14 protein-coding genes are annotated in these 20,365 nt (G+C 68.2%); 9 read left to right on the top strand and 5 right to left on the bottom strand.

What is annotated here, in order from left to right; genetic code table 11:
* Positions 1-30 precede the first annotated feature (30 nt).
* The 6 genes from AB0L57_RS27850 to AB0L57_RS27875 all read left to right on the top strand — a co-directional run bounded on the left by AB0L57_RS27850 (position 31) and on the right by AB0L57_RS27875 (position 8,049).
* Positions 31-1,269, top strand: a complete 1,239-nt coding sequence (locus tag AB0L57_RS27850; protein WP_364968158.1) for an MFS transporter — start codon at positions 31-33, stop codon at positions 1,267-1,269.
* Positions 1,270-1,541: 272 nt separating this feature from the next.
* Positions 1,542-3,017: a nitrate/nitrite transporter gene (locus AB0L57_RS27855; RefSeq protein ID WP_364968161.1), complete on the top strand. Its 1,476-nt coding sequence runs from the start codon at positions 1,542-1,544 to the stop codon at positions 3,015-3,017.
* A 27-nt stretch (positions 3,018-3,044) separates the two neighbouring features.
* Positions 3,045-5,591, top strand: coding sequence for a nitrite reductase large subunit NirB (gene nirB / locus AB0L57_RS27860; RefSeq protein WP_364968163.1), 2,547 nt, complete (start codon positions 3,045-3,047; stop codon positions 5,589-5,591).
* A 135-nt stretch (positions 5,592-5,726) separates the two neighbouring features.
* The gene (nirD, locus tag AB0L57_RS27865; protein ID WP_364968166.1) at positions 5,727-6,119 is read left to right on the top strand and encodes a nitrite reductase small subunit NirD; all 393 of its coding nucleotides are present in this window, start codon (positions 5,727-5,729) and stop codon (positions 6,117-6,119) included.
* A complete protein-coding gene (locus AB0L57_RS27870) occupies positions 6,116-7,336 on the top strand; it encodes a uroporphyrinogen-III synthase (protein WP_364968169.1) in 1,221 nt (406 codons plus the stop codon). The genes nirD and AB0L57_RS27870 overlap by 4 nt, the downstream gene beginning before the upstream one ends.
* Positions 7,333-8,049, top strand: coding sequence for a sirohydrochlorin chelatase (locus tag AB0L57_RS27875; protein ID WP_364968172.1), 717 nt, complete (start codon positions 7,333-7,335; stop codon positions 8,047-8,049). The genes AB0L57_RS27870 and AB0L57_RS27875 overlap by 4 nt, the downstream gene beginning before the upstream one ends.
* A 133-nt stretch (positions 8,050-8,182) precedes the next feature.
* On the opposite strand, the gene AB0L57_RS27880 is transcribed toward AB0L57_RS27875, so the two are convergent.
* The 5 genes from AB0L57_RS27880 to AB0L57_RS27900 all read right to left on the bottom strand — a co-directional run bounded on the left by AB0L57_RS27880 (position 8,183) and on the right by AB0L57_RS27900 (position 14,485).
* Positions 8,183-9,481: a lysine 2,3-aminomutase gene (locus AB0L57_RS27880; RefSeq protein ID WP_364968175.1), complete on the bottom strand. Its 1,299-nt coding sequence runs from the start codon at positions 9,479-9,481 to the stop codon at positions 8,183-8,185.
* A 22-nt stretch (positions 9,482-9,503) separates the two neighbouring features.
* Positions 9,504-10,745: a hypothetical protein gene (locus tag AB0L57_RS27885; RefSeq protein ID WP_364968178.1), complete on the bottom strand. Its 1,242-nt coding sequence runs from the start codon at positions 10,743-10,745 to the stop codon at positions 9,504-9,506.
* Positions 10,724-12,007, bottom strand: a complete 1,284-nt coding sequence (locus tag AB0L57_RS27890; RefSeq protein ID WP_364968180.1) for an MFS transporter — start codon at positions 12,005-12,007, stop codon at positions 10,724-10,726. The genes AB0L57_RS27885 and AB0L57_RS27890 overlap by 22 nt, the downstream gene beginning before the upstream one ends.
* Positions 11,997-12,992, bottom strand: a complete 996-nt coding sequence (locus tag AB0L57_RS27895) for a GNAT family N-acetyltransferase (RefSeq protein ID WP_364968183.1) — start codon at positions 12,990-12,992, stop codon at positions 11,997-11,999. The genes AB0L57_RS27890 and AB0L57_RS27895 overlap by 11 nt, the downstream gene beginning before the upstream one ends.
* 428 nt (positions 12,993-13,420) lie before the next feature.
* Positions 13,421-14,485: an aldo/keto reductase gene (locus AB0L57_RS27900; protein WP_364968185.1), complete on the bottom strand. Its 1,065-nt coding sequence runs from the start codon at positions 14,483-14,485 to the stop codon at positions 13,421-13,423.
* 117 nt (positions 14,486-14,602) lie between these two features.
* Between AB0L57_RS27900 and AB0L57_RS27905 the strand changes: the two genes are divergently transcribed.
* The 3 genes from AB0L57_RS27905 (at position 14,603) to AB0L57_RS27915 (ending at position 20,361) form a co-directional block, all read left to right on the top strand.
* Positions 14,603-15,433: a helix-turn-helix transcriptional regulator gene (locus AB0L57_RS27905; RefSeq protein WP_364968187.1), complete on the top strand. Its 831-nt coding sequence runs from the start codon at positions 14,603-14,605 to the stop codon at positions 15,431-15,433.
* Between the two features lie 107 nt (positions 15,434-15,540).
* On the top strand, positions 15,541-15,987 hold the full coding sequence (locus AB0L57_RS27910) for a VOC family protein (RefSeq protein WP_364968189.1): 447 nt from the start codon (positions 15,541-15,543) through the stop codon (positions 15,985-15,987).
* Positions 15,988-16,245: 258 nt separating this feature from the next.
* Positions 16,246-20,361 carry an amino acid adenylation domain-containing protein gene (locus tag AB0L57_RS27915; RefSeq protein ID WP_364968191.1) on the top strand — a complete coding sequence of 1,372 codons (4,116 nt, stop codon included), beginning with the start codon at positions 16,246-16,248 and terminating at the stop codon, positions 20,359-20,361.
* Positions 20,362-20,365: the final 4 nt, after the last annotated feature.

The raw sequence follows: 20,365 nt of genomic DNA on the forward strand, positions 1-20,365 counted from the left end.
GCTTTCATCCAATCATCCTATGATTTCGCGGTGACTGTCACCAATCAACAGCCGAGTACCGAGACGCGGCGCCGTGCCCTGACCGAGGGCCGGATTCTGGTGCTGGTCGCGATCGTGCTCTCGGCGCTCACGTTGCGGGTGGCGGTCACGGCCTTCACCCCCCTGGCCGAGCGGATCGGTGGCGACATCGGCTATTCGACCGCGATCGTCGGCGTCTTCGGCATGATTCCGACGGCCATGTTCGCCCTGGCCGGGCTGATCACGCCGATCTTCGTACGGCGGCTCGGTCTGGAGCGGACCGCACTGGTGGCCATGCTGCTGACCGGCGTCGGCCAGCTGACCCGCGCGTTGGTGCCCGACACCTGGGAGCTGCTGGGACTGTCCGCCATCGCCCTGGCCGGGATGGGGATCGGCAATGTCGTGATCCCGCCGCTGGTCAAGCGATACTTCGCGGATCACCTCGCGGTGATGAGCTCGGTCTACATCACGATGGTGCAGATCGGAACGGTGATTCCGGCGCTGATCGCGGTCCCGGTGGCCGATGCGGCCGGGTGGCGCATCTCGCTGGCGGTGTGGGCTGTGATCGGCTTCGCGGCCACACTGCCGTGGCTGGGGGTGCTGCGCGACCGGCGCGGACGCGATCGGGTCGACACCACCGCGATGCCGGCGACGCCGGACCAGCGGGCGGGCAACATCTGGCGATCACCGCTGGCCTGGGGTATGGCGGCCATGTTCGGCATGACCTCGCTGATCACCTACTCCATGTTCACCTGGCTGCCCAAGATCCTCGCCGATGCCGGTGCGGATGCCTCCTTCGGCGGCACCATGGTGGCCTTCTTCTCCTTCATCGGACTGGCGGCCGCGCTCACCGCGCCCTCGTTCACCGCGCGGATCCGCAATCCGTTCCCGGTCGTGATCGTGTGCGCCGTCGCGTTTTTCGCGGCCTTCGCGGGACTGCTGATCGCGCCGATGAGTGCGCCGTGGCTGTGGGTGTTGCTGCTGGGTATGGGGCCGAGCACCTTCCCGATGGCGCTCACGCTGATCAATCTGCGCACCCGTACCCAGGCCGGTTCGGCGGCGCTGTCCGGATTCACCCAGGGCATCGGCTACACCGTCGCGTGTGTGGGGCCGCTGCTGTTCGGTGTGCTGCACAGTGTGGTCGGTGGCTGGGGTGTGCCGTTCGCCCTGCTGGCGGTGGCCGTGCTGGTGTTGCTGGCGGGCGCCTGGCAGGCATGTAAACCGCGCATGCTCGAGGACACCTGGCACTAGGTGTCCCGCGGTACGCCGCGGGCCCGGTTCACCGCTCGGGTTGCGCCGCGGTGAGCCGGTGGCCATGATGGGACTTCACCGACTCGCGCTGTGACCGTCGGCACTTTGTGACGTGCGGAAACCCTTGTGTCATATGGGCGAAACACAGCCGGGGTCCTCACCGGGAAACCCCCGGAATCGTGAGCAACCGTTGATTTACGCGTCATGTGGCGCAGCATCGCGGCAATACCCGTTTCCTACCTTGGGGCCAACCGGAATTTCAGGAGGCCCCGTTGAGCACGCTGACGCGTAACCACGACATCGAGCATTGGGATGCCGAGGATGTCGCGGCCTGGGAGGCCGGCGGCAAGGACATCGCCCGTCGCAATCTGATCTGGTCGGTCGTTGCCGAACATGTCGGATTCTCGGTGTGGTCGATCTGGTCGGTGATGGTGCTGTTCATGCCGACCGAAAAGTTCGGCATCGATGCCGCCGGGAAGTTCTTCCTGGTCGCGATGCCGACACTGGTCGGCGGCATCCTGCGCATTCCCTACACCGTGGCCACCGCCCGCTTCGGCGGCCGCGACTGGACGATCTTCAGTGCGCTGATGCTGCTGATCCCGACGCTGCTGACGCTGTACTTCATCAACCAGCCCGGCACGTCCTACACCACATTCATGGTGGTGGCCGCGTTCGCCGGCTTCGGCGGCGGCAACTTCGCCTCCTCGATGACCAATATCAACGCCTTCTATCCGCAGCGGCTCAAGGGCTGGGCGCTGGGGCTGAACGCCGGTGGCGGCAATATCGGCGTCCCGGTGATCCAGCTGATCGGCCTGCTGGTGATCGCCACCGTCGGCAACTCCTACGCCTCGATCGTGTGCCTGGTGTACCTGGCTTTCATCGCTATCGCCGGTATCGGCGCCGCGCTGTACATGGACAATCTGCGCAATCAGAAGGCGGATCTGGGATACATGCTGGAATCGCTGAAGGTGCCGCAGTCGTGGGCCATCGCGTTCCTCTACATCGGCACCTTCGGATCGTTCATCGGATTCAGCTTCGCCTTCGGACAGGTCCTGCAGATCGGCTTCAAGGCCGGCGGCGACTCGGCCACCCGGGCCGGCCTGCACGCCGCACAGATCGCTTTCATCGGCCCGCTGCTCGGTTCGCTGGCCCGCCCCTACGGCGGTAAGTGGGCCGACCGGTTCGGTGGCAGCCGGGTGACGCTGTTCGCATTCACGGGCATGATGGCCGCCGCGGTCGTGGTCGCCGTCGCGAGTGTGGCCGCCGATCGCGACAACGGGGTCGCCTCCGGCGCCACGATGGCCGTCCTGGTCGCCGGATTCATCGCACTGTTCGTGCTCTCGGGCATCGGCAACGGGTCGGTCACCAAGATCATCCCGTCGGTGTTCGACGCGAAATCCAAGAGCCTGCGGGCGAGTCCGGCCGAGCAGGCGGCCTGGTCGCGCAACACCTCGGGTGCGCTGATCGGTTTCGTCGGCGCCATCGGAGCGCTCGGTGGAGTGGGTATCAACCTGGTGCTGCGGTCGTCCTACGCCTCCACCAATTCCGCCACCACGGCTTTCTGGGTGTTCCTGGCCTTCTACCTCGTCTGCGCGATCGTCGTCTGGGCGGTCTTCCTCCGGCGGCCCGGAATCTCCTCGCCGCGAACGGAATCCGGTCCGATCGCCGAGGCCGAGGCGCTGGTCCTCGATGCCGAGCGGGCCGCGAAATCCGGCCACACCCCGTCCACCACCGCGGCTCGCGGCTGACCAGCACGACAGTATCGGAGGCCAGTCATGAACACGACAGTCGAACCCGCACAGCGCAAGACCGTGGTGGTCGTCGGCCACGGCATGGTCGGGCACCGGTTCGTGGAGGCCCTGCGCTCCCGCGACGAGGCCGGCGGCTGGCAGGTCGTCGTCCTGAGCGAGGAGAGCGTGCCCGCCTACGACCGCGTCGGACTCTCGTCCTATGTCGGCAGCTGGGATCCGGCCGCCCTGGCCCTGCCGGGCAACGAGTACGCCGGTGATGCGCTGGTGGATCTGCGGCTGGACGTGCGGGCCGAGGAGATCGACCGCGCCGGCCGCAAGGTCACCACCTCCTCGGGTGATGTGATCGGTTACGACGCACTGGTGCTGGCTACCGGATCGTATGCGTTCGTTCCCCCGGTCCCGGGACACGATCGGCCGGAATGTTTCGTCTACCGCACCCTGGCGGATCTCGACGGGATCCGGGCCGCCGCCGAGACCGCCGGGCCGGGCGCGGTCGGCGTGGTCGTCGGTGGTGGTCTGCTGGGCCTCGAGGCGGCCAATGCGCTGCGGCTGATGGGGATCACCCCGCACGTGGTCGAATTCGCGCCGCGGCTGATGCCGGTACAGGTCGACGAGGGCGGTGGGGCCATCCTGGAGAAGCTGGTCACCGATCTGGGCCTGCACGTGCGCACCGGGGTCGGTACCTCCGCCATCGAACAGGCGGAAGATGGTGCGGGACTGCGGGTTACGCTGTCCGACGATTCGACCATCGACGCCTCGCTGGTGGTCTTCTCCGCCGGTGTGCGGCCACGCGATCAGATCGCCCGCGATGCCGGGCTCGAGGTCGGTCCGCGCGGCGGTGCGGTTACCGACCTGGGCATGGTCACCTCGGATCCGCACATCTTCGCCGTCGGTGAGGTCGCGGCCGTCCAGGGCACCTGCTACGGCCTGGTCGCCCCCGGCTACACCACCGCCGAGATCGTCGCGGACCGGCTGCTCGGCGGGGCGGGGGAGTTCCCCGGCGCGGATCTGTCGACCAAGCTGAAGCTGCTCGGCGTGGACGTGGCCAGTTTCGGTGACGCGCACGCCACCACCGAGGGCGCGCTGTCGGTGGTGCTGCACGACGCTGCCAAGGGCACCTATGCCAAGCTCGTGCTCTCCGACGACGCCAAGACCCTGCTCGGCGGCATCCTGGTCGGCGACGCCTCGCAGTACGCGGCGCTGCGCCCGCTGGTCGGCAGCGAACTGCCGGCCGAACCGGCCGCGCTGATCTCGCCCGCGGGTGCCGAACTGGGCGCCGACGCGCTGCCCGACGAAGCGCAGATCTGCTCGTGCAACAACGTGTCCAAGGGGGCGATCTGCGCTGCGATCGCGGACGGTGCCTGCGATATCGCCGGGGTCAAGAGCCACACCGCCGCCGGAACCTCCTGCGGCGGTTGCGTTCCCATGCTCAAGAAGCTGCTCGAACAGTCCGGCGTCGAGATGTCGAAGGCGTTGTGCGAGCACTTCGCCCAGTCGCGGTCGGAACTGTTCCAGATCGTGCAGGCCACCGGGATCCGCACCTTCTCCGAACTGATCACCAAGCACGGCAACGGAATCGGCTGCGACATCTGCAAGCCGACCGTCGCCTCCATCCTGGCCTCCACCTCGAGCGATCACATCCTCGACGGTGAGCAGTCCGCGCTGCAGGACACCAACGACCACTTCCTGGCCAACCTGCAGAAGAACGGCACCTACTCGGTGGTGCCGCGGATGCCCGGCGGTGAGGTCACTGCCGAGCAGCTGATCGAAATCGGCCAGATCGCCAAGGATTTCGGCCTCTACGTGAAGGTCACCGGAGGCCAGCGCATCGACCTGTTCGGTGCCCGGGTCGAGCAACTGCCGCAGATCTGGCAGCGGCTGGTGGACAAGGGGATGGAATCCGGTCACGCCTACGGCAAATCGCTGCGCACGGTGAAGAGCTGTGTGGGGTCGACCTGGTGCCGCTACGGACAGCAGGATTCGGTGGGTATGGCCGTGCTGCTGGAGAAGCGCTACCGGGGCCTGCGTTCGCCGCACAAGCTCAAGCTGGCCGTGTCGGGGTGTGCGCGGGAATGCGCCGAGGCGCGCGGCAAGGATGTCGGCGTCATCGCCACCGAGAACGGGTGGAACCTCTACGTCGGCGGTAACGGCGGCCTGACGCCCAAGCATGCGGTGCTGCTGGCCGGTGATCTCGACGACGAGACGCTGGTCCGCTACATCGACCGCTACCTGATGTTCTACATCCGCACCGCCGACCGGCTGCAGCGCACCGCACCGTGGCAGGAATCACTGGCGGGCGGGTTCGAACACCTGAAGCGGGTCGTGTGCGAGGACTCGCTCGGTATCGCCGCCGATCTCGAGGCGGCGATGGCCCGCCACGTCGCCGGTTACAAGGACGAATGGGCCGCTGTACTGGAGGATCCGCAGAAACTGTCACGCTTCGTGACCTTCGTCAACGCACCGGAGCAGGCCGATCCCACGATCGCCTTCGACGACAGCGGCGCGCGTAAGGTGCCGGTATTGCTCGGTTTGCCAGATATGCCGGTAACTACTGCCACGCCCGAGAAATAGCTGTGTAATCGTGTGGAAACAGGACACGGGTACCTATTGGGTAAGGCGTTCATCAGAGGGCCGTCGATGGATCGTTGTTCGCCATCATCGGCCCGACCGGGTGCGGGTGTCCCGCACAAGCACAGGAGATTGCCGATGACCGTTATCGACACACCCGGGTTCACACCGGCCACGACCGCGGGCTGGACCTCGGCCTGCCGGCTGGACCATCTGATTCCCGGCCGCGGCGTGGCGGTACTGCTGCGGGGCGGGCGGCAGGCCGCGCTGTTCCTGCTGCCCGACGGCACGCTGTATGCCGTCGGCAATATCGATCCCTTCGGGCGGGCCGCGGTGATGTCGCGCGGTATCGTCGGCGATCGCGCCGGTGTGCCGGTGGTGGCCTCGCCACTGCTCAAGCAGGCCTTCTCGCTGATCGACGGGCACTGCCTGGACGACGACTCGGTGGCGCTGCCGGTCTACGGCGTGCGGGTCGCCGACGGCGTCGTCGCGGTGTCCAACGAACCGCTCTACAGTGGCGGTACCCCGTGACCGATGCGATCGGATCGAAACCTCTGGACGGCTTCACCATCGGGGTGACCGCCGCCCGCCGGGCCGACGAACTGGCGACACTGCTGACTCGCCGCGGCGCGAATATCGTCTCCGCTCCGGCGATTCGCATCATCCCGCTGGCGGACGACAACGAACTCGAGCGGGTGACCCGGCAACTGGTGGCCGACCCGCCCCGGATCGCCGTGGCCACCACCGGCATCGGCTTTCGTGGCTGGATGGAGGCGGCCGAGGGCTGGGGGCTGGCCGAGAATCTGCGGACCACACTGGCTTCCACCCGGCTGCTCGCGCGCGGTCCCAAGGCGAAAGGTGCCATTCGCGCCGCCGAACTGCGTGAGGAGTGGTCGCCGGCCTCGGAGTCGTCGGCGGAGGTGCTCGACCACCTGCTCGCCGAGGGCGTCGAAGGGGTGCGGATCGCGGTGCAGCTGCACGGTGCCACCACCGAATGGGAACCGGTTCCCGACTTCTGTGAGGTATTGCGTTGTGCTGGAGCGGATGTCGTGCCGGTTCCGGTGTATCGCTGGGTCCCGCCCGACGATCGGGTGCCGATGGATCGGCTGATCGAGGGCGTGGTGACCTCGGCCCTGGACTGCGTCACCTTCACCAGTGCGCCCGCGGTGGCCTCGATGTTGATGCGGGCCAAGGAGACCGGCTTGCTCGAGGGGATTCTGCAGGCGATGCGCACCCGCGTGCTGCCCGCCTGCGTCGGGCCGATCACCGCGGCGCCGCTGGAGGAACTGGGTGTGTCGGCGACCATGCCCGGCCGGGCGCGACTGGGCGCCCTGGCCCGCCATGTCGCCGAGGAACTTCCCCGGCGCGCCAATCGCATTCACGCCGCCGGGCACGAGTTGAGTGTGCGCGGGGGATGTGTGGTGGTCGACGGTGGGGTACGCCAGCTGGCCCCCGCGCCGATGGCGCTGATGCGGGCCCTGGCCCGGCAGCCCGGCCGGGTGGTGTCGCGGGAGGATCTGCTGGCGGCTCTGCCCGGCGGCGGTGACGACACCCACGCCGTGGAGACCGGAATCGCCCGTCTGCGTGCGAGTCTCGGTACTCCCAAGGCGATTCAGACGGTGGTCAAGCGCGGTTACCGGCTGGCCCTGGATCCGGCGGAATGTGTGGACAACAATCCTCGCCCGCCGACGGGGCACGCACCGTCGGTGCGACCGCAACGACCGGCTCCGGTGGCGGGGGTGTGGTGAGCGCCCCCGCGCTGGTGCTGGTCGCGCACGGCACCCGCAGCGCCAGAGGTGTGCGGATGATCGGCACGCTCGCCGATGCGGTCCGGGCCGAACTCGCGGGTTCGGACACCGGACCACAGGTGTGTACCGCCTTCGTCGACGTACTCGGGCCCACTCCCGCCGAGGTGCTGCGCGAACTCGATGGCGGGCCGGCCGTCGTGGTTCCGGCCTTCCTGGCCTCCGGTTACCACGTATATCAGGACGTTCCGCGCGAGGTCCGCGACAGCGGCCATCCGAATGTGGTGGTGACCCCGGCGATGGGCCCGGACGCGATGCTGGCCCGGGTCATGCGGATGCGGTTGCGCGAAGCCGGTATGCGCCGGGGTGACGCCGTGGTGCTCGCGGCGGCGGGCTCCTCGGATGCCCGTGCGCGCCACGATGTCCGGCGGGCCACCGCACTGCTGGCCGACGAGCTGGGCGGCCCCGTCCACACCGCATACATCGCCACCGGCGAACCGCGGGTGGCGGACGTTGTCGCGGCGCTGCGGGAATCCGGTCGGCAGCGGGTGTTCGTGAGTTCGTATCTGCTGGCACACGGACTGTTCCAGCAGCGCCTGCGCGAATCGGGCGCCGACGGGGTCGCCGAACCATTGGGAGCGCATCCGGCGATCGTCCGGCTGCTGCACGACCGGTATCGCACCGGTGCCGACGAATATCTTTCCACCGCTGCGTGATTCGAGTTCGTTCACGCCACCGATCGATTCGGGACGGGCTCGGTCGCGGCCGCGCGGACCGATCGACCCGCGGCGGTGGTGGTGGAAGCGAGCGCCGGCCCCCGGAGTACCGGAGGCCGGCGCTCGATCCTCGTCAGTGACCGCAGTACACAGCAGCCCGATCGCCCGAGCGGCCCGGGATTTCGCTGCCCGGTGCGGGCTCGAGATCGTCGAACCAGCACGCGTCGCGGTCGTAGCGTGCGAAGAACTGCCGGCCGACCAGTGCGGGGTCGCGCGCCTGGAGCACGCGCAACGCGAGAACTCGCTCGCCATGGATGGTCGGGGCGCCGTCGACGACGATCTTGCCGATATGAGTCGACATCACCGGGCCGCGGGCGGTGCGGGCCAGCCCCGAGACCCGGGATACCGCGTCCACGTAGATGCGCAGGGCTCGGGTGAGGGGTACCTCGAAATAGCTGCGTGCGCCGGTGTCCCGCTCGACGAACATGTAGTACGGAACGATGCCGGCCACCACACACTGCCGCCACAACCGCGCCCACGACTCGGCGTTGTCGTTGACATGCGCGACCAGCGGGGCTTGCGCCCGGATCACCGCACCGGTCGCGCGCACCCGCTCGATGGCGCGCTGCGCGGCCGCGGTCTCCAGTTCCCGCGGATGCGAGAAGTGGGCCATCACCGCCACATGCCTGCCCGCCGCGACGCACTGTTCCAGCAGTCGCAGCAGATCGTCCGCATCGGGGTCGCTGGTGAAGCGGGCGGGCCAATACGACAGCGCCTTGGTCCCGAACCGCAGGGTGGTGACGTGTTCCAGGTCCGCCGCGAGGAACGGTTCCACCCAGCTGCGCAATACCGCGGTCCGCATGATCATCGGGTCGCCGCCGGTGAACAGCAGGTCGGTCACCGCCGGATGCTCGCGCAGATATCCGGTCATGCGGTCCGGCGCCGACAACGCTTGCCGGGTCTCCGAACCGACGAATTGCGCCCAGCGAAAGCAGTATCCGCAATAGGAATGACAGGTCTGGCCCTGCGACGGGAACACCAGTACCGTCTCCCGGTATTTGTGCTGCAGACCCAGCACCGGCTCGCCGCCGAGCGTCGGCACGTTGTCCTCGAGCTGACCGCCGGGATGCGGATTCATCGCGTGTCGTGCCGCGGCGACGGTCTCGGCGAGTGCCGCGGGCGCCGCACCCGTATCCAGCAGTCCGGCGACAGCGGTGAATACGCTGGGCGGCAGCATATCTCGATGCGGGAAAGTCAAGCGGAACATCGGATCGTCGGGCGCGGCCGACCAGTCGATGAGCTCATCGGCGACGTAGTCGTTGATCCGGAAGGGCAGCACGGCGGATACGACGCGCAGATCTCGCAGGTAGGCATCGGACATACCGCGATGCCGGGCCAATTCCGCCAGCCGGTGGCCGGTGAACAGTTTCATCGTCCTCCCCCTCGGGTCGATGTCAGGATGGTTGCACCCGAGTCGCGGACCCGGTGAATTCAGCTGTGGTGCAATCCATTCGGAACCCGGACAGGGTGTGGCGGATCGCGTCGATGACCGAGGCGGAGGTGTCACCGCGGAACCGGAAACTCGCGCCGATGTCGACATATCCGACCGTTTCGGTGATGGTCTGCCCGACTGCAGGGATCGCGTAATGGTAGGGCTGGTGGTCTCGCGCCACCTCGAACCGCGTGGCCGTCACCACGCACGGTGGCGATACGGGCGGCCGTATCAGCAGCTGTCCGGCGGCCTGTTCGGGCAGAAGGGGCCGAGTGTCCGGGGCACGTCCCATTTGGATGTCCAGTGCCGCGCCGACCAAGTCGTAGCCGTGTACCTCCCGCCAGAGATGCGTGAACGCCGCGCCGGGTATCCGTCCGCCGATTTCCACCAGCTGTAGCTGCGGTGATCCAGGCTGCCCCAGGAAGAGCTCGAGGTGGAATACCGTGGGTACTCCCGCGCTCAGCGCGGTCAGTACGGTGCTCGCGAATGCCGCCAGCCGTTCGTTCAGTGCGGGATCATCGATATCGACCGACCCCCAGCTGTTCGCGCCGTCGGCGAAGTCCAAGGAGCTGTGAAGGTATCGCGTACCGCGCCAGGGTCCGAGTTCGGTGCCGGTCCACACACCATCGACGGTGCCGGTGTCGTCGGGGCAGAAGCTTTGTACGAGAAAGGGTTCCGAACTCAGATCAGGGAGATCGTCGAGATCGCCGGCGGTTGACAACGCGACGATGTCGCGGCTGCCGGCGCCGAGTCTGGGCTTGACTACCACTGGAAAACCGTATTCCCGGGCAAAGGCCGATATCGCCGCGGCGGCCGGTGCGTCGGCGAACGCCGGTGTCGCGACCCCGGCCGCCACTGCTCGCTGGTACATGACCAGCTTGTCCCGGAACGGGAGTGTGTGCGCGGGCAGGTCGCCTTCGATGCCGAACTCCGACCTCAGGCACGCGGCCACGAGCAGATCCGCCTCGCTGATCGCCACGATGCGCTCGGGCACGCCGTGACGGTCGACGAGCCGGCGGACGGCGTCGTCGACGGGATCGGTGCCGTCGAAAACCGCCACCTCGACCGCCGCATCGTGAGGGATGCGGTGGAGAACCTGTGCGGCGCAGACATAAGTGACGATGTTGGCGGTGTGGTCGATGCGCTCGAGGTACGGCGCCATCGGACCGCGCGAGCGGTGAATTACGAGGATGTGGGGGCGCATTGGTCACTCCTGTCGAATGTGTTCAACCGGTGCGCGGTACGGCCGAGCACGCCCGCCCACACCAGAACGGTGGATATGGCGATGAACACGGCGGCGCCGGCGAACACCGGGCGGGGGTTGTCGCCGCACAGCCCGGTGAGCAGTCCGGTCAGCGCCGTCCCGGCCGCCGCGGCCGCGAGCACGAGTGATCGGGCCGTGCTTGTGACCCGGCCGAGCAGTTCCCTCGGCACCACCTGCTGACGCAACGTGCGGACCACGACGACCACCACCATGGAGGACCCCGCCAGCAGCGCATTGGCGAGGGCCAGCCAAATCGCGCCGGGGGCGAGGCTCACCAGCGTCAGCCCGGCGGCCGTGAGCAGCATGCCCGTCAGACAGGCCGGGATCGGTGACAGTCGCGGTCCGGCGGTGGCCGCGAGGAGTGCGCCGAGTGCCCCGCCGACGCCGCCGCCGGCCACCGCGAGACCGACGAGAACCGCGGACAGGCCGAGGCGTTCACGGGCGAAGAACGGAATCAGCGTTTCGGCACCGAGACCGAGAGCGGTCACCGCCTGCAGCAAGGTGATACCCGCGACCAGACGTGAGGTCACCAGATACCGCACCCCGATCCGCAACTCGGCGCCGATGGAACCGAGCGTCCCTCTGCCAGGGGACGCCCGCCGCTGCTGGTCCACAGGTGATGCGGCGCTGCCGGATTCGGTGTCGGGCAGCCCGCGGTATGTGCGCCACACCGTGATCAGCGAGACCGCGAAGGTCCCGGCATTCACCAGCAGCGCCGCCTGGTGGCCCGCCGCGGCCACCAGAACCCCCACCGCTGCCGGACCGAGCACGAGTGACAGCTGCCCGGAGGTCTCCAGAAATCCGTTGGCACGCATCAGCCGGGTCCCGGCGTACAGGTCCCGTACCGCGACCGCCAGCGCGGTCTCGAAGAACACCCCGGCGACCCCGACGACGCAGGCCAGACCGAGGATCACCGCGACCGGGCAGCCATTCACCGCGACCGCGACGGCCAGCAGCAGAAATACCACCATCCGCACCACATCGGCGGCGATGAGTACCCGCCACGGATCGGCCCGGTCCACCAGGGGCCCCGCGGGCAGTCCGGCGATCAGATAGCCGATCACGCGCGGAGCGGCGGCCAGCGCCGACAGCAGCGGGTTACCGGTCAGCTGCAACACCAGCAGTGGAATGGCCAGCACGGCCAGACCGTCGCCGAGCAGCGAGATGGATTGGCCGAACAGGAAGAGCCGGTCACCGCCCATCGCCCCGGACCGTCCACGTGTAGCCGGCCAGGCGTTCCAGGTGTGAGCCGTGCTCGGTCTTCAGGCCCCATTCGAGCGTGCCGTAGTCGATGCGTTCGATGCCGCGCCGTAACGCGGCCTGGACCTGTGCGTGGAAGCACGTCACGAAGTAGGCGCCATATGCCTCGGGCAGATGTCCGCACCACAACTGCCGCAACGTGTTTCCGTTCCGCAGGCCGTGGGTGAAGCCGACGACTCTCCCCGCCCGCTGTACCGCCGTCACCACGATGTCCTCGGGCCGGTAATGCGTGAGCATCCGATCCAGTGCCGCGGACTGCGTGGCGCGATCGGCGGCGGAGTTGTACTTGCGCAGCAGATCCAGACGCAGGTCCAGCACATCGTCGCGAACCTCGGCCAGATCGACCTCACCGACCGTCATGTCCTTCTCGGCGAGGCGGCGCTGGATCCGGCCGAGACCTTTGCGTCGTGGCCGCGGCAGCTGCCGCAGGTATTCGTCCATGTCACCGAAGGTCATCGGCAGCACACAGGTCGGGTACAACTGCACCTGCTCGGCGCCGAATGCGGTGAGGGCCCGGCGCAGTGGCTCCTGCCGCTCGGGTATGTACAGGAACGAGACCGACCGCGCGCCGTGCTCTGCGGCCCAGACGTCCACCGCGATCAGAGCCTCCCGCAGTATCGCCGGGTCCACGACACCGGAACCCGCTGCCGCGCAGGAATATCCGGGCAGGGTCACCAATACGGATGGATACAGCGCGGTGATGTCCGGTGTCACGGCCGGAGTCGATCGTGGCTCGGGCGACGGGAGATCGCCGCGGAGTACGGCCGCGATGTCGAACCGGGCATCCGGCGGTGGTGACTCCAGCCAGCGGGCGTGCAACCCGATCCGCGCCCGTCCGTCCACGGAGACGACCAGCCATCGGGGTTCGCCCGGAAGGAGTGGCCCCATGGTCTCGAGCCAGCGGATCGACACGGTGTATTCGGACACTTCCGCTGCGAGATCACCCCATTCGGGGGGCCGAGTGATTGTGACTTTCGAGTCGACACGCATAGCTCACCTGCACATCACGGGGAAGGTGATCCAGGTGGCCCACCAACTCTTTACGCGACCTTACTTAGCGGCACTTTATTTAACGTACCGCTAATTACTGTAGCAGTGCTCACTGGCTCGGCAAGGGGTGATGGTGGTCGACATGGGCTCGTATCCTGTTCAACTGCAATTGAATACGTAATTCGCCCCTGAATCGGCGACGTCGGTGGAGGCGTATCCGCACGGACTCGTGCCCGATTTGGTCAATATGCCGCTATATGACGACTCATTGTTTCTGGCGTATGAGTACTGGTTGCCGCCCATCGCGCACAGCCGACACCGAACCCCTCCGTACCCGCCGTGGAGAGGCCCGGTGCCGGGACGGATCACACCCGGGCCGCGATGGTGAGGTCGCCGTTGATGACCGTGCGAGTCATCTCGCGGGCGAGCATGTTGTGCGGGAATCCGGGTGCCACGGCGCTGGCGTCATTCAGCCGATCCAGCTGGGCCGCATCGAATTCCACGTCCAGCGCGCCCAAGTTGTCGGCCAGCTGCGCGGGGGTGCGGGCGCCGATGATCGGTGCGGTCACCGCCGGGTTCTGCAAGGTCCAGGCCAGGGCGGTCTGTGCGGGTGTGTGGCCGAGTTCGGTGGCGACCTCGGCGACCACGTCGGCGATCCGCAATCCGCGCGGGGTCAGCGATCCGTTGGCGGCGGCGACGTCGCGGCGGGTGCCCTCGGGTGCTCCGGTGTTCGAGGCGTCCAGATCGGCCGCGGTGTACTTGCCGGTCAGCACTCCGCTGCCCAGTGGCGACCACGGGATCACGCCGAGCCCGAGTTCGCGAGCCATCGGAAACAGGTCGTGTTCCACCGTCCGCTCGATCAGGCTGTATTCCACCTGCAGCGCCACCAGTGGTGACCATCCGCGCAGATCGGCGATGGTTTGCATGCGGGCCACCTGCCACGCGGGGGTGTCGGAGATGGCGACGTAGAGCACCTTGCCCTGCCGGACCAGATCGTCCATTCCGCGCAGTACCTCCTCGACCGGGGTCGTGAAATCCCAGGCGTGCAGGTACAGCAGATCGATGTAGTCGGTGTTCAGATTGCGGAGGCTGGCCTCGACGGAGGCGAACATCGATTTGCGGTTGTTACCGCCGGAGTTGGGGTCGCCGGGCCGGCGCAGCATCGTGTATTTGGTTGCCAGTACCAGAGATTCGCGGCTGTCCTTGGTGAACTCGCCGAGCAGCCGTTCCGAACTGCCGTTGGTGTAGACGCTGGCGGTGTCGATGAAATTGCCGCCACGCGAGACGTAGTCGTCGAAGAGTTTGCGTGCGTCGTCGCGGTCCGCGCCCCAGCCCCAGTCGGCGCCGAAGGTCATCGTGCCCAGGGCCAGCGGGGAGACCCGCAGCCCGGAACGGCCCAGCAGCCGGTAGGTGTCGAGGGTGAGCGCCATGGTGTCCTCCTGTGGTGGATCCGATCTCGACGTCGAGTCTGCGGGGCAGCGGCGGACGCGGTAAGGGAAGAATCTTCCTGGGATCGCCGGTACCAGGCTGGCCGTAGGATTGAGGCGATGACCGGCACGGTGGAGGTAACCCAGGAGCTCGGGGCGTTCCTGCGCACCCGGCGTGAACGACTCGACCCGAGCGAATTCGGCATGCCGCGACGACGGCAGGTCCGCCGCACGCCGGGCCTGCGCCGCGAGGAGGTCGCGGAGCTGGCGGGAGTCAGCATCGACTACATCGTGCGCCTGGAACAGGGCCGTGGCCTGCGCCCCTCGCCCGAGGTACTGGATGCGCTGGCCCAGGCGCTGCGCCTGGCACCCGACGAGCGGATCTATCTGTTCGATCTGGCCCGGCAGCGGCCCCCGGACGACGGCAAACCGGCCACGGTCGCCGCACCGGAACTCGCCTGTCTGGTCACGACACTGGCACCGCTGCCGGCCATGGTGATCAACCACCGCTACGACATCCTGACGTGGAATTCGCAGATGTCGCGGCTGCTGCTGGATTTCGACACCCTGCCGCCGCGCCAGCGCAATTCCATGTGGTTGTGCCTGCTGTATCCGCAGATGTGTGACTTCTACGCCGACCGCGAGCGCACCGTGCGAGAGGGGATCGCGGGGCTGCGGGCCGCGTGGGCGGCCCATCCCGAGGATCGGGTCCTTGCCGATCTGATCGATGAGTTCCGCACCGGCAGTGCCGAATTCGCCGAGCTCTGGGAGCGCCGCGATGTGCGGGTCCAGGGCCGTGGGAGCAAGACGATGCGGCATCCGCGGGTGGGCGTGGTGACGGTGTCGTTCGAGGCGCTGATCCCCATGCAGGACCCCGATCAGCGACTCATCATCTACCGCGCCGCGGACGAATCCAGCCAGGCGGCACTGGACCGGCTCGCGGAGCAGTAGGGCTCGTCGGAAAGTCTCGGAAAAATATTCGAGAAGTGTGTCGAATACGGGTGAACAGCTCCGACCGAAGGGTGAACGCACCTTCCGAACAACCCACAGGAGTCATCATGACCAGCGTCAACACCTTCCTCTGGTACGACAACGACGCCGAGGCCGCGGCCGAGTTCTACACCGAGGCCGTCCCCGGCTCCCGGATCACCGGCATCACCCGCAACCCCGACGGGTCGGCGTTCATCGTGACCCTCGACCTGGCCGGACACGCGGTGACCATGATGAACGGCGGGCCGGGGCATCCGTTCACCGATGCCGCGTCCATCCAGGTCGTGGTCGACGGGCAGGACGAGGTCGACCGGCTGTGGACGACGCTGACCGAGGGCGGCGAGCCGGGCCCCTGCGGGTGGCTCACCGATCGCTACGGGCTGTCCTGGCAGGTCGTGCCGGCCGAGCTGCCGGAATTGCTGAGCGGTGACCACGCCGCCGCGGCCGCTGCGGCGCTGCGGACCATGTCGAAGATCGATCTGTCCGCGATCCGCGCCGCGGCCGCGGCGCGCTGAGCATAAGGCCACACACCGTGACGGCGGCCAGTCACGCGAGCCGCGGTGTGTGGCCGTTTCGCGCGCGGGTACCCGAATCAGGTAGACGAATGCCGTAGGTTTGCTCGAAACCCTGTGGACGCATGCTGCCCGAATGTGTCGAGGAGGCCCTGTGAGTGACAATCGCGAAGCGGCTCGCTGGGCCGACCGGGTGCGGGTGTCCCGCAGGTTACGGGGCCCTGTGAGTGACAATCGCGAAGCGGCTCGCTGGGCCGGCCGATGACTCGGGTCGGAGACCTCCCTGCCCGGCCCGATCTCGGTGGTCCGGCCGACTTCCCGTTGTCGGAGGCGCAACTTCGCTGGTGGGTGGCTCAGCAGCTGTATCCGGATCTGCCCGATACCGTCGCGATGTATCTGGATCTGGTGGGCCCGTTGCAGGTCGGTGCGTTGCGGGCGGCGGCCGTCGCGGCGGCGAGCGAATTGCAGTCCCCGCTGGTGCGGTTCCGGATCCGTTCGGGTGGTCCGCGCCAGTTCCTGGATCCCGAGGCATTCGCCCCGATGGCGGTGGTGGATCTGTCCGGTGCCGCCGATCCGGTGGGTGCGGCCCGGGCGCGAATGGCGGCCGACTACGAGATGCCGCTGGATCTGCTGGGCGACCGGCTCACGGTGGCGACGTTGTATCGGGTCGGTAGCGATCGGCACCTGCTGTATCTGCGCAGCCATCACATCGCACTCGACGGTGTGGGCGCGGCGGCGGTGCTGCGCCGGACCGCCGAAATCTACGCGGAGACAACCGGATTCGGACCGGTCCGTCGCAGTGCCCGGGCGCCGCTGTCGATCGCCGAACTCGTCGCGGACGAGGCCGCGTACCGCGATTCGGACCGCGCCCGGGTCGATGCCGCCTACTGGCGCGAACAACTGGCCGGGTTGTCGCCGTCGACGGGATTGAGCGGGACCGGTGCTCCGCCCGCACCACAGCCGCATCGGGTCGGCGGACAACTACCCGAGACGACCGCGGAACGACTCGCGGCCGTGCGCGATCGCACGGGCGCCGGTTTCACCGAGTTGACCATCGCCGCCTTCGCCGCCTACCTCGCGGCGATGACCCACCGCGATGATCTCGTCGTCGCCGTCCCCATGGCGGTGCGCCCGACCGCGGCGTTGCGCAACTCCGCCGGATCGGTGTCGAACGTGGTTCCGTTGCGGCTGCGGGGGCTGGGCGAGACCACCGTGGGCGCGCTGACCGATCAGGTCCGCGTCCGGCTCATCGGCGCACTGCGGCATCAGCGTTACCGCTATGAGGACATGCAGCGGGATCGCGGTGAGAACCGGGTCGCCCGAGGAGGTTTCGGCCCGGTCGTGAACGTTCTCGGTTTCGTGGAACCGCTGCGCCTGGGGCCGGTCACCGGCGCGGCGGTGCTGCTGGCGCTGGGGCCGGTGGAGGATCTGCTGGTCAACGGGTATCAATTGGGCGCCGATGAGCGCACCGCCCGCATCGACCTGCAGGCCAATCCGGCGCTGTACTCGCGCGGTGCCGTGGTCTGGCACCATGAACGATTTCTGCTGTACTTCGATGAATTTCTCGGTGCGGCACAGGATTTCAGGGTGGCGAAGCTCGGGTCGGGCGCGATTGTCGACGCGGCGCCGAAGGGGGAGGTGACGCGGGTGGCCGCGCCGACCGTCGGGGAGTCGGCGGTCGGCGCCGAGCATCCGGGCGCGGCGGCGCGACCACGGGACCATCGGGCGTCGGATACGGGCCCGATCGCCGATGGCCCGCCGGATACGGTGCCGGTGAGTGGCGTTCCGGTGCTGTGGTCCGGGGGTGGCGCCGAGGTGGTCGGGCTGCTTCCCGAACTGTTGCGCTCTTCCGGTGCGCCGGACGCGGTCGCGGTCTGTGCGGGTGCGCGGCAGTGGACGTGCCGGGAGTGGAACGTGTGGTGTGCGCAGTGGGCGCGCGAGCTCCTCGAATACGGTGTCGGGCCGGGGGATTCGGTGATCGTGGCGGTGCCGCGCTCGGCGGAGTCGCTGATCGCGATCCGCGCGGTGGCGGCCACGGGCGCCGCCTTCGTCCCGGTCGATCCGGCGGATCCGGACGCGCGACTGGATACCGTGATCGCGAATTCCGGTGCACGCCTGGGACTGACGGTGGCATCGGTGCGGGAGCGGTTGCCGCTCGGGCCGCTGTGGCTCGAGCTCGACGATCCCGATCTCTCGCAGCGCGTATCGAGTCGGTCTGCCGCCGAGGTGCGCGATGGCGACCGGATCCGGCCGCTGCGTCCGGACCACATCGCCTACGTCATCCACACCTCGGGGACCACCGGACGGCCGAAGGCGGTCGCGGTGACCCATCGCGGTCTGAGCGCACTCACCGGATACATCGTCGAAACCTATGCCGTGCGGACAGATTCGAGGGTCCTGCACGCGCACGCACCCTCATTCGACGCCCACCTGCTGGAACTGCTTGCCGCGTTCGCCGGCGGTGCTCGCCTGGTCGTCGAACCGGATACCGTCGTCGCCGGTGCCGAGCTGGGCGATTTCCTGACGGCGAAGGCGATCACCCATTTCCTCACCACGCCGGCCGTGCTGGCGACTCTGGGGCCAGAGCGGTTGCCGGATCTGCGGGTGGTGGTCGTGGGTGGGGAGGCCTGTCCGGTGGAGCTCGCCCGGCGATGGAGTTCGCGTGTGCGATTGTTCAACGGATACGGGCCCACCGAGACAACGGTCATGGCAGCGCAATTCGAGATTCCACCACGACGGGGGCCGGCCGCGGTGGTGCCGATCGGGCCGCTGCTGCCGGGGGTGCGCGCGCGGGTTCTCGACGATCGTCTGCTGCCGGTGCCACCCGGCGGAATCGGTGAGCTCTACATCGGCGGAGACGGCGTGGCGGCCGGCTATCGCGATGATCCGGCGGCGACCGCTTCCTGTTTCGTCGCCGACCCCTCGGCGCCGGGCCGGCGCTGTTACCGCACCGGCGACCGGGTTCGCATCGATGCCGGGGGAGTCGTCGAATTCCTGGGCCGGGCCGATGCTCAGCTGAGTCTGCGCGGCCGCCGGATCGAGCCCGCCGAAATCGAATCGGCCCTCACCGAACTGCCGGAGATCGTGCAGGCCGTGGTCACCGTGGATCGTGCGCCACAGGGCGAGCGATTGATCGCGTATGTGGTGATGAATGCCGAAGCAGTTGCCACCGAAGACGATTCGATCGACTCCCATCGACTGATCCGCAGTCTGCGTGAACGACTGCCCGCCGCACTGGTTCCCGCCCAGCTGGTCCGGCTGCCGGCGCTGCCGGTGACCCCGCACGGCAAACTCGACCGCACCGCACTACCGCCACCACCGCCCGTGACGCATCGATACCGGCCCCCGGAAACGGCGGCACAGCGTCTGGTCGCCGCGAGTTTCGCCGCGGTCACCGGCGCCGACCGGGTCGGTATCGACGACGACTTCTTCGAACTGGGCGGCAATTCGCTGTCGGGAGTGGCCGTCGCGGCGGATATCGCGAACACCACCGGGCAGCCGGTCACGGTCCGGTGGCTCTATTCCACGTCCACGGTGGGGGAGCTGGCCGACCGGCTCGAGGCACCCGATCCCGATGACGGCGACGATGGTCTCGGTCCGATTCTGACTCTGCGCCGCAACGGAATACGGCCGCCCCTGTTCTGCGTCCACTCGGCGGTGCCATTGGCCTGGTGCTACAGCGGCCTCGCGGCCCATATTCGGGACCGGCCGGTGATCGGACTCCAGGCCCCGGTGCTCGATGATGCCGAAACTCCCGGCGCCGCAGTCGATATCGCGGATCTCGCCGATCGCTATATCGAGCAGATGCGCCGCGTCCGGCCCACCGGCCCCTACCATCTGCTGGGCTGGTCGCTGGGCGGGCAGATCGCGCATGCCATCGCGGTCCGGCTGCGCGAGCACGGCGCGGAGGTCGAAACCCTCGTGATGCTGGACAGTCTGGTGTTCACCGACGAGCTGCCGCCGCCACCGACCCCGCGGATGCGCGATCTGCTGACCCATCTGCTCGGGGACGAACCCGAGGACGCCGATCTGCTCGACGACGTCACCGCCGAACAGGCCGTGGACCGATTGGCCGCTGCGGCACCGTCGTTCGGCACCGGACTCTCGGCCGCTCAGCTGACCCGATTGCACCGCGCATACGTCGACGGCGTCCGGCTCTCACACAGGTATCGGCCCGGCGTCTTCGAGGGTGATCTGCTCTATTTCTCGGCCACCCGTGGGCCCACCGAACTGTTCGACGCCTCGCTGTGGCGCCCCTACGTCACCGGCGCCATCGTCGAACATCCCGTCGAGGCCACCCATGCCCAGCTCACCAACAGCGATGTGGTGGACCGGATCGGCCCGCTGCTGGCGGGCCATCTGCGTGCGGGGCGGTGATCCG

Origin of the sequence: Nocardia sp. NPDC052254, assembly GCF_040679495.1 — a bacterium.
In the GTDB taxonomy this organism is placed as follows: Bacteria; Actinomycetota; Actinomycetes; order Mycobacteriales; family Mycobacteriaceae; genus Nocardia.

What these genes read in the sequence shown, in the direction of transcription:
- AB0L57_RS27890 (WP_364968180.1), bottom strand. Translation starts at nt 12,007, where the DNA reads ATGGGCGGTGACCGGCTCTTCCTGTTCGGCCAATCCATCTCGCTGCTC.
- AB0L57_RS27885 (WP_364968178.1), bottom strand. Translation starts at nt 10,745, where the DNA reads ATGCGCCCCCACATCCTCGTAATTCACCGCTCGCGCGGTCCGATGGCG.
- AB0L57_RS27910 (WP_364968189.1), top strand. Translation starts at nt 15,541, where the DNA reads ATGACCAGCGTCAACACCTTCCTCTGGTACGACAACGACGCCGAGGCC.
- AB0L57_RS27915 (WP_364968191.1), top strand. Translation starts at nt 16,246, where the DNA reads ATGACTCGGGTCGGAGACCTCCCTGCCCGGCCCGATCTCGGTGGTCCG.
- nirD (WP_364968166.1), top strand. Translation starts at nt 5,727, where the DNA reads ATGACCGTTATCGACACACCCGGGTTCACACCGGCCACGACCGCGGGC.
- AB0L57_RS27880 (WP_364968175.1), bottom strand. Translation starts at nt 9,481, where the DNA reads ATGAAACTGTTCACCGGCCACCGGCTGGCGGAATTGGCCCGGCATCGC.
- nirB (WP_364968163.1), top strand. Translation starts at nt 3,045, where the DNA reads ATGAACACGACAGTCGAACCCGCACAGCGCAAGACCGTGGTGGTCGTC.
- AB0L57_RS27900 (WP_364968185.1), bottom strand. Translation starts at nt 14,485, where the DNA reads ATGGCGCTCACCCTCGACACCTACCGGCTGCTGGGCCGTTCCGGGCTG.
- AB0L57_RS27905 (WP_364968187.1), top strand. Translation starts at nt 14,603, where the DNA reads ATGACCGGCACGGTGGAGGTAACCCAGGAGCTCGGGGCGTTCCTGCGC.